General features: G+C 58.8%; 8 protein-coding genes and 1 pseudogene. 8 read left to right on the top strand and 1 reads right to left on the bottom strand.

Features of this window, described 5'->3' with window-relative positions; all coding sequences use genetic code 11:
• Nucleotides 1-457: 457 nt before the first annotated feature.
• Together AC1RQP_RS39625 and AC1RQP_RS39630 are read left to right on the top strand one after the other, a co-directional pair.
• Nucleotides 458-1,135, top strand: a complete 678-nt coding sequence (locus tag AC1RQP_RS39625; protein WP_492943112.1) for a TetR/AcrR family transcriptional regulator — start codon at nt 458-460, stop codon at nt 1,133-1,135.
• A gap of 380 nt (nt 1,136-1,515) precedes the next feature.
• On the top strand, nt 1,516-2,100 hold the full coding sequence (locus AC1RQP_RS39630) for a PepSY domain-containing protein (RefSeq protein WP_492943114.1): 585 nt from the start codon (nt 1,516-1,518) through the stop codon (nt 2,098-2,100).
• Nucleotides 2,101-2,217: 117 nt separating this feature from the next.
• Here the strand turns inward: AC1RQP_RS39630 and AC1RQP_RS39635 are convergent, their stop codons facing one another.
• Complete coding sequence (locus AC1RQP_RS39635) at nt 2,218-2,646, bottom strand: hypothetical protein (RefSeq protein ID WP_492943116.1); 429 nt, start codon at nt 2,644-2,646, stop codon at nt 2,218-2,220.
• Between the two features lie 188 nt (nt 2,647-2,834).
• Here AC1RQP_RS39635 and AC1RQP_RS39640 point away from each other — a divergent pair, with 188 nt between their 5' ends.
• The 6 genes and pseudogenes from AC1RQP_RS39640 to AC1RQP_RS39665 form a co-directional block, all read left to right on the top strand.
• Nucleotides 2,835-3,110, top strand: coding sequence for a hypothetical protein (locus AC1RQP_RS39640; protein ID WP_492943118.1), 276 nt, complete (start codon nt 2,835-2,837; stop codon nt 3,108-3,110).
• A gap of 645 nt (nt 3,111-3,755) precedes the next feature.
• Nucleotides 3,756-4,478 carry an autoinducer binding domain-containing protein gene (locus AC1RQP_RS39645; RefSeq protein WP_492943120.1) on the top strand — a complete coding sequence of 241 codons (723 nt, stop codon included), beginning with the start codon at nt 3,756-3,758 and terminating at the stop codon, nt 4,476-4,478.
• 186 nt (nt 4,479-4,664) lie between these two features.
• On the top strand, nt 4,665-5,303 hold the full coding sequence (locus AC1RQP_RS39650) for an acyl-homoserine-lactone synthase (protein WP_492943122.1): 639 nt from the start codon (nt 4,665-4,667) through the stop codon (nt 5,301-5,303).
• Nucleotides 5,304-5,369: 66 nt separating this feature from the next.
• Nucleotides 5,370-5,873 carry a cysteine hydrolase family protein gene (locus AC1RQP_RS39655; RefSeq protein WP_492943124.1) on the top strand — a complete coding sequence of 168 codons (504 nt, stop codon included), beginning with the start codon at nt 5,370-5,372 and terminating at the stop codon, nt 5,871-5,873.
• A 234-nt stretch (nt 5,874-6,107) separates the two neighbouring features.
• The gene (locus tag AC1RQP_RS39660) at nt 6,108-6,290 is read left to right on the top strand and encodes a hypothetical protein (protein ID WP_492943126.1); all 183 of its coding nucleotides are present in this window, start codon (nt 6,108-6,110) and stop codon (nt 6,288-6,290) included.
• A 313-nt stretch (nt 6,291-6,603) separates the two neighbouring features.
• Nucleotides 6,604-6,714: pseudogene (locus AC1RQP_RS39665) on the top strand (zincin-like metallopeptidase domain-containing protein); the annotation flags it as partial.
• Nucleotides 6,715-6,786: the final 72 nt, after the last annotated feature.

Here is a 6,786-nt window from a genome sequence, read left to right on the forward strand (position 1 = left end):
TCATAGGTGGTTCACGATCTGACAATCCATTCCCGCCTCGCGGTGGGTTCTCTGGACGACCGTCTCGTTCGGCGTTGGGAGCCGACTTTCTCGCGCGTCTCCGGCCCGGCCCGCGAAGGCCTTGCCGCTTCTGTCGCCCTTCTTCGAAACACGTCGCCAGGATTCGTCGGTGAACTTGCCCAAACTCCAGGCAGCTGCTATCAGCGCAATGAGGGTTAAGTAATTTGTTCAAGGTGCGGGCTTGTCGGTGTCACAAACGACCGCCTGTGACGGGCCGGGAGACAGATCTAGCCTCGCTTTGTGTTGGCCCCGGGTAACATTCAAAGTACGTGATTTGCCTCAACATCACGAGGTCTGTTGCGATCAGAAGTGGTATTCGCCAGAAGAGCCGTAAAGATAAGATTTGCCCTCATTCTGCACATCCAGCAGTGATATTATCCGGAGTTTGGCAGACAACATGAAGAAGGCGAGTGTTCGAGCGAAGCGGCCGATGTCCTCGGGCCATCGGGGGGGACGGCCCTCGGCAAGCGAGTCGCTTCAACTCACTGAGCACATCATCGAGATTGCGACGCAATTGTTTCTCAAAGAAGGCTTCGAGGCCACGAGCATAGACAATCTTGTGGCCATTGCGGGAATCTCCAAACGCACATTCTATCTACGTTTCGCATCGAAATCTGACCTGTTTACCGCGGTCGTCGTGCGCTTTACGGAACAGCGGCTTAAGCGGCTGAACGTGTCGCCGGCAGGCCGAACGCCGGAACAGCAACTGGAGTCCATCGCCGTGCAGTTGCTTCGAGTGTGCACGGAACCTGACACCGTTGCGTTGGACCGGGTCGTCACCGCCGAGGTCAAGCGATTTCCGGAACTCGGCAGAATCATCTACGACTTTGGCTACCCGCAAGCGTTAGGGCCCGTGCGCAGGGTCATCGAGCAGATTTGGCCCAACAATAAGTTGGACGAGACCAAAATCGACTTTGCAGCGGAGTATTTTCTCGACGCGGTGGTTGTCGGACCCATGCGCCGCATCATTCTTGGTCTGGAGACCGCCCGACTGAATGAAGCGCGACTGGCGAAATTGAGATTTTCCGTGCGTCTATTCGTCGATAGCATGAAGAAACAGATCGCCAGCCGCTAACACCGCAGATTTCTGGCGTCCGGAATCAGGCGTTGCGGATCAATCGATCCCCATCGTTTCCACCGATCGTACCCCTTCGAGCTTGCCCGCAAGCTGCTCCAGCAGTCGGGGCCCGAAGTTGGTTTTGCTTCCGAGCTCTCGCGATGAGAGGCCGAGCCGCCGGCCGTTCGCATGTTGCTGTCTTACCCTACCGCGACCGGACGCTAGCGGCGTAGGAACCAAGTTTCTCCTTGCCGAAGTGGAACCTAGAGGCCTCGCTCTAGTTGTCGGGAACGATACGGTATCGTACACTAACGTTGTCTGTTTGGTTTGCATGGCCGAGGCCTCGATTGCGTCTCTTGCGCTGATCGGGCAGGTCATATCTCGAAAGGTGCGCACCGATGAGGATAGACAATCGGCGCTTTCCCGCTTTTGCTGCTGTGCTGATCGCCCTGGGGGCAGAGGCCGCGTTAGCGGCGCCTGCGGCTGTCGAGCCTCGAGCCCACGGGAGCATGACAAAGTCAAACGAACCGAGCGTGCTCGACGAACTTGAGTTGTTTCGCGGCACTCGAATTTCGCTGGTGGAGGCGATAGCAGCAGCGGAAAAGCATCACGCTGGCGCCAGAACTGCGGACGCGGGCTTCGACGGATCGACGGGCCGGGCTCTCTACAAAGTCATGACCTTCCAAGATGATCGAATTTGGGAGGACCTTGTGGACGGCGAAACTGGAGACATAATCGGCGGGCCGGTTATATCCTCGATCGGCGAATTCAACGCGGAGGCTCGCAAGAACCTTCTGGCTTTAAGGACGGTCCGGCAGCAGATGTCTGATGCCGTCCATATCGCCGAGCAGTTAGCATCGGGACGAGCGGTCGGGGGAAGCTTGACGAGCATAGACGGCAGGCTGAATTTCACCATCATCGTCGATTCCGGTTCAAGCTTGAAGCAAGTTGTGCTCGAACCACCTGCGGGGAAAGGCCGCTGATCACCGAAAGGGCCTGCGCCGTGCATTGCGACGTCGGCCGATTGGCAGCCGGCCGTAAGGTTCATTGGGAGTGCAATGCAGGAGCTCGACGTTGGCTGGGAGGGCCCTCTTCCTGCGTCACACGTTCAGATCCCTACGACATGCCAGGCTGAAGTTGCGGAGGATATCCTCATCCGGATTGTACTTCTTGGCAAAGTCGCGAAGATGCTCAGACGGAGTGGCATAAATGTCAAGAATGTGACGCACAACCTCGTCGGCGTTAGTGACCACCGTTTCGGAGGCAAACAGGCGGAGCTTTCCAAGGATCGCATACAATCGCACGAACTTGGTTGGATCGATCGTGTCGTGTGTTATGCCTTCCGTGACCAGCCGGGACGCCTCGTCGATAAAGTCGCCATACAGATGTTCGCGGCGGCTCATTGCGCTGACAAGCCGCTGCGTCCGCTCTTGAGCCCGAAGGCTGAGCCATGTCGTGGCGAACGACGCTATCGCGCCGATTGCGGAGCCCGCGAGAGCTGCGATCGCTGAAATGATGGCATTATTCATCTGAATCTCCAACACTGATGCCGGGGTGAGGGGCTCTGTAGAGCGCCATGGCCCGGCAGATTCGCTTTGCAGGGACTAAGAAACCCATGGCATGCCGCGCCAGCTTGCACAAAATAGCCAAAAAGATACGAAACCGTACCGTAGCATAAACGTTTGAAAGAATGTTGATGCAGACAAGGAGAATAAGGATGGTTGTCCGCGGGCGTGCAATGATAATGGCGCTGTTCGGTACGTTGTTGATCTGGCAAGGCGAAGCGCTTGCTCAGCAGGGAACGCCAGAACAGCGCGCCGCCTGCCAAGGCGACGCTTTGCGGCTATGCAGCAGTTTCATTCCAGACGCCGATCGGATAGCCACATGCCTGCGTCAAAACGAAGCAAAACTGAGCAGGGACTGTCATGCAGTTGTGTTTGTGCGTGGTGCGCGCGGGCGAAACGGCGCTCAAAACGGCCCGCAGCAAGAGTAGCGGATCGCGGCAGCCGGTTTGCACGCGCCCGGTTCTGCAGGATGCACCGTCACCGGCCCGCGAAGAGCACTACGTTCGGCTTGATGCCGACGGGCTCTCCCGAACGTCCGATCAGCCCCACTCCGTGCGAGATCCCGCGCGGGATGACCGTGCGTCTGTTTCATTTCGGGTGAGGCGGGCAACGGCATGGCAAGAGGCCAAGGAGCCTGTACAAACACGGTGCCTGTACAAAACACGACCGACAGCAACGGTGCGTCGTTGTCGTCGGCGGCGAGGGGTGGGCCTTCCGCGCGCCACGGCAACGGGACGCGCTGGCGCCGGCAGCGCCATCGCGACCGGGTGCGCCCACCGATGATTGATCTCATGGCATGGAATGCGGACTCGACGGGCATGCCGTATAGGATGCATGCAGAGCTCGACAAACTCAATCTGCACAATGAGCTCGCAGCAGGCAGCTTTATGGTCGATGGACGGCCTGCTGCGCTTCGGAACATCCGAGTCCCGATCTTCGGGGTTGGCACCGAGCGAGACCATGCGGCGCCTGGCGCTCAGCTTACAAGCTCCATCAGCTCGCGAGTGCCCCAGGAATCTCGCTCGACGCAGTGCAAAGCGGTTTCCACAACAGTCCACATAGAATGATTTCCGATGGAGACCACATTTGGGGAGTTTGTTGACGCAATTCAGACAGCTGACAATGCAAGAGCGTTCGAGCGAATTGCGGCTCGGGTGGCGCAGAAACTTGGCTTCGAGCGCTTCGCTTATCTGCGTCTGGATGGCGAAGCGCCGCTGTTGATCTCGTCCTACCCGAGATCGTGGACCAGCCGGTACTTTCAACTTGGCTACCAGCAACTCGATCCCGTGGTTCTTCGTGCCCGAGCCAAGCGAGATTTGTTTTCTTGGGGAGGAGCGGCGCGCATCGCTGCCGGAGACCGAGCCCAGCGGCAGTTTTTTGATGAGGCAACGACATTTGGGATCCGATCTGGAATTACCGTCCCGATCAGAGGCGGGTTCGGCCGTATGGCCGCATTCACGTTGGCAACAAGCCTTCGTCAAGCCGAGTTTGATCAACTCGATGATATCTGGAAAGACGTGGTTCACCAGGTAGGCGTGTATTTCCACGTCCACGTTGACACCAGGCTCGATCCCTCGCTGGCCTCGCGCCGCCGCGTCGAGAGCGAGCTTACCCAGCGCGAGCGTCAGTGCCTCGCGTGGACTTCGCAAGGAAAGACGGTCGCCGACATTGCGGTTCTCGTCGGAATTGGCGAGCGGACGGTCGTCTTTCATCTCGAGAACGCCCGCCGCAAGCTCGGTGCGATGTCGATCGCGCAATGCGTCGCGATAGCTCTGCGCCGTGGTCTGTTGAGCTGACAATCGGCACAGCTCGAGTTCTCAAGCCATAAGGCGAACGTCATTTTGTGCGCGGCGAGCTCGGGCGCTTTTTCAGCAGAATGGTCCAGCGTGGTGCGGCCGAGCCGGAGTAACCTGCAAAATATTGCAGGCGCTCACGCTCGCGATTTCTGCTGTCAAGGCTTCTTGAACTATCGGGAGGTCGGCATGTACGCCATCGCGCTTCAAACGTCTCAATTGGGTCGCCATCTGGACTATCTGACATCAATGTATCGGCTCCGTCGCCGCGTCTTCAAGGACCGGCTTGACTGGAGCGTATCGGTGTCGGGAGACCTGGAGATCGATATCTATGACACGCTCGGACCGACCTATCTTCTAGCGATCTCGGATGACAAGGAGGTGATGGGCTGTGTCAGGCTTCTACCGACCACCGGTCCGAACATGCTGGCCGACACCTTCCCCATGCTCCTCAATGAGTACCCCGCCCCAAGAAACAAGAAGATCATCGAAAGCTCACGCTTTTGCGTCGACACGAGCCTTGTGGCAGAACCCGCTGAAAATGGCCTAAGCCGCGTAACCCTCGTGCTGTTTGCTGCCATGGTCGAGGCAGCCCGCGCCGGAGGCGCGGACCAGATCGTGACCGTCACTGACACTCGCATGGAACGTATCCTGCGACGAGCGGAGTGGCCGCTAAGGCGCATCGCAGCACCACAGTCCGTCGGTAGCACGATGGCTGTCGCTGGCTTTCTAGAGGCCTCCGAGCAGGCGCTTCGGACGATCTATCGGCGTGCAAATGTCAGCGGGCCTGTGCTTTTGGACTCGGATCCCGCGTCCGTAGCTGCCTGATACGCGTAAGATCCGGGCCGGCAGGATCTGGAGTCCGAGATGCTGATGGACCCGCGGAGTAGTCGAGTGGTTCTCGTCAATCCGACGCGGGGCGATATTCCCGCGACATCGGAAGGACAAGCGCGTGCTGCTACTCTTTCGTTGCTGCAGGCTGGCGCACTCCTGTTCGGTACTGAGGTGATCATCGTCGGAGAAGTGCAGATGTCGCAAATGCCAGAGCAGGCCGCCCGTTCGTTCAGACAGGTGAATACGAGCGGCCTGTATTTCTGGGATGACGAACAGTTCGCGCAAGCGCTGGAAGCGTCGACGGCAGGCGCGATCGTCTTGGGAGGCGCCTGGCTCGAGGAAGACATTTTTATTGGAGCCTTGGAAGCCGCAAGGCGGGGGTATGACGTCCGTTTGCTTTCGGATCTTACCGCGCCTCGTGTCCAAGGCGACCGAGCGCTCGTCCTTGATCGATTGGCGCTCCACGGCGTGCTCGCTACGACGGTTCGTCAGTTGTTGCTGGAATGGGCGGCTTTCCTCAATGATCCGCTTCTGAAACAGGGCGTTGGGCAGCTATTATCGTGAATCCGGCGCTCGCTGGCGGAAGCGCGGCGCCGATGGAGCCGACTGTCGTGCGGCTGCCGAAAGGCCAATCGTCGCCGATGAGAGCGTTGACTTGATTCGTACATGCCGTTTGCCTGAGCGCAAGTGCGAGATGTTAAACGAGGTGGGCCTAGGGAAGCATGTCTCGGCTAGCGCGATGTGAACGACTCACGCTAGACCTTTGGCATCGATCAGCTCGATACGCGAAGGAACAAGATGGTTGTTGCTGCCCGTAAACTGCCGGCTTCGGGTTATGCGCTTGAAGTGGACGGCCGACTCAAAGCCGAATTTGCAACCAGAGACGGCGCCAGGGCAGGTGGAAAGGAATTGAAGAAGCGTTTTCCCATGCTTCAGATCAGGATCTATGACGCGCAGACGAATGCACGCGAGGAAATCTAGATCTACCGGACCAACGAATTCTTCCTCTTTACGCGCGTGCGGCGAAAGCCGCACCGGGTTCTCGTGAACCGAGCCGCTTCGCGTCTCGGCCTTGTGGCTTCGATCCCTCGCGCAAGGATTTAAGGAGCTCCTCGCCGGGGGCACTCGGAAAAGGGGCTCGCCTGCGGCGATCGCTATCACTGCCCCGTTCCCGGGTGCCGCTGTTGAACCGGTCTCGTCGCTGCACTCGGACCCGCGTGCCCCTTCGGGTCGCTATGCTCACGCTCTCCGGGTGCCATTTCTCTTAAGGCGATGCGCCCTTGCGCACGCCTGATCCTCCTCCTCCAAGCATCGCCTCGACCGTGACCGCACCGGACGGTTCGGCTCGGCCGCCTATGCCACGGAGGAATGCACCGTCGAGCTGCTCAGCGCCATGATCTGTGCGTATTCCAGGGATGGTGATCAGGTGTTCCAGGCGATGGTGATCACGGATTCCACTGATCGTGATCAGGTTCGG

Source organism: Bradyrhizobium sp. GW821-FHT13H06, from assembly GCF_058803975.1.

Coding starts and splice junctions, on each gene's coding strand:
- AC1RQP_RS39625 (WP_492943112.1), top strand. CDS start 458: ATGAAGAAGGCGAGTGTTCGAGCGAAGCGGCCGATGTCCTCGGGCCAT.
- AC1RQP_RS39630 (WP_492943114.1), top strand. CDS start 1,516: ATGAGGATAGACAATCGGCGCTTTCCCGCTTTTGCTGCTGTGCTGATC.
- AC1RQP_RS39635 (WP_492943116.1), bottom strand. CDS start 2,646: ATGAATAATGCCATCATTTCAGCGATCGCAGCTCTCGCGGGCTCCGCA.
- AC1RQP_RS39640 (WP_492943118.1), top strand. CDS start 2,835: ATGGTTGTCCGCGGGCGTGCAATGATAATGGCGCTGTTCGGTACGTTG.
- AC1RQP_RS39645 (WP_492943120.1), top strand. CDS start 3,756: ATGGAGACCACATTTGGGGAGTTTGTTGACGCAATTCAGACAGCTGAC.
- AC1RQP_RS39650 (WP_492943122.1), top strand. CDS start 4,665: ATGTACGCCATCGCGCTTCAAACGTCTCAATTGGGTCGCCATCTGGAC.
- AC1RQP_RS39660 (WP_492943126.1), top strand. CDS start 6,108: ATGGTTGTTGCTGCCCGTAAACTGCCGGCTTCGGGTTATGCGCTTGAA.